Origin of the sequence: Microbacterium paulum (assembly GCF_015707995.1) — a bacterium.
Taxonomy (GTDB): domain Bacteria; phylum Actinomycetota; class Actinomycetes; order Actinomycetales; family Microbacteriaceae; genus Microbacterium; species Microbacterium paulum.
In genome coordinates this window covers 1-1,314 of the sequence record NZ_JAAGRY010000129.1, presented here as the reverse complement: position 1 = coordinate 1,314, position 1,314 = coordinate 1, and the positions used below count along the sequence as shown (strand labels likewise).

The following is a 1,314-nucleotide window of genomic DNA, read 5'->3' as shown; positions in this document are numbered from 1 at the left end:
CGCTGCGCGACGCGCAGGAGACCCGCGACGACGTCGCCGTCGCGCTCGCCGACCCCGCCGCCACCGCGCGGCTGGTGGCCTGGCTGCCCCTCGTCGCGATCGGGCTCGGTGTGGCGCTCGGGTTCGACGTGCTCGGCACGTTCACGCAGCCGGCGGGCATCGCGTGCCTCGTCGCCGGAGTGCTGCTCATGCTCGTCGCGCGGCGCTGGAGCGCGCGCCTCGTCGCCCGGGCGCAGCCTGCCGCGGCCCCGCCGGGCCTGCAGGGCGACACGGTCGCGATCGCCTTGTCGAGCGGTGCGTCGATCGAGCGCGCGCTCGCGGTCGTCTCCGAGGCAGGCGGCGGTGAGCCCGAGACCGAGACCGAAGAGATCCTCGCCCTCTCGCAGCGCGCTGGGGCCCCCGCGGTCGATCTGCTCCGCGCCGCGGCGACCGATGCCCGCCGGCGTGCCCGCACCGACGGGCGGCTGCGCGCCGCACGCCTCGGCGCACGGTTGCTGCTGCCGATGGGACTGTGCACCCTCCCCGCTTTCTTGCTGCTGGGCGTCGGGCCGATGCTCCTGTCGGTCATGGCCGGCTCGACCCCGCTGCTGGCGGCGCCCTGATCGGCCCCGTCACCCGAACGTGCCCACCCATCCCTATAGAGAAGGAGTCTCCACATGTCCGCATCCCTCACCCTCGCCCGCCCTCGGCACCCTCAGAAGCTCGACCTCCCGCCGCTGCCACCGCTCACTCGCCGACGGGCTGCGGCCCTGTTCGACGACGAGGCCGGCGCCGCGACCGCCGAATACGCAGTCGCGACGATGGCGGCCGTGGCCTTCGCCGGGCTCTTGGTCGTCATCATGCGGTCCGATGAGGTGCGAGGCATCCTCACCGACCTCGTCCGCCGCGCACTCACGGTGGCCTGAGATGCGCGGCGACGATCGCGGGTCGGCCACGGCCGAGTTCGCCGTCGTCGTGCCGGCCATCGTGCTCGTGATCGCCCTGACGGCCGGATGCCTCGCCGCGGCCGGCCGTCAGGTGCGCCTCGAACAGGGGGTCGCGCAGGCGGCGCGGCTCGCGGCGCGCGGAGAGCCCGCCGACCGGGTGGCAGGGATCGTCGCCGCCGTCGCCGGGGGAGCGGTCGACGGTGTCTCGGACGACGGCGACCTCGTATGCGTGTCGGCGAGTGCGCCGACTCGCCTTCCCCTGCCCGTGCCGCCCCTGCGCGCACGCTCGTGCGCGCTGTCGGGAGGGCGGTGATGGCCGGCTCGGCGGTGGCGCTCGGTGCGCTCGCGGTCGCGGCGACCCTCGCCTTCTCGGGCGGCGTCGCGGGCG

General features: G+C 75.7%; 2 protein-coding genes and 1 pseudogene. All 3 read left to right on the top strand.

The genetic code is table 11. The annotated features are described in order from the left end of the window. Positions 1-602 (top strand): annotated as a pseudogene (locus tag G3N18_RS15765) (pilus assembly protein TadB); the annotation flags it as partial. A gap of 54 nt (positions 603-656) precedes the next feature. Then, the gene (locus G3N18_RS15760) at positions 657-905 is read left to right on the top strand and encodes a DUF4244 domain-containing protein (protein ID WP_196385187.1); all 249 of its coding nucleotides are present in this window, start codon (positions 657-659) and stop codon (positions 903-905) included. 1 nt (position 906) lies between these two features. Next, positions 907-1,239: a TadE family type IV pilus minor pilin gene (locus G3N18_RS15755; protein WP_196385186.1), complete on the top strand. Its 333-nt coding sequence runs from the start codon at positions 907-909 to the stop codon at positions 1,237-1,239. Positions 1,240-1,314 lie beyond the last annotated feature (75 nt).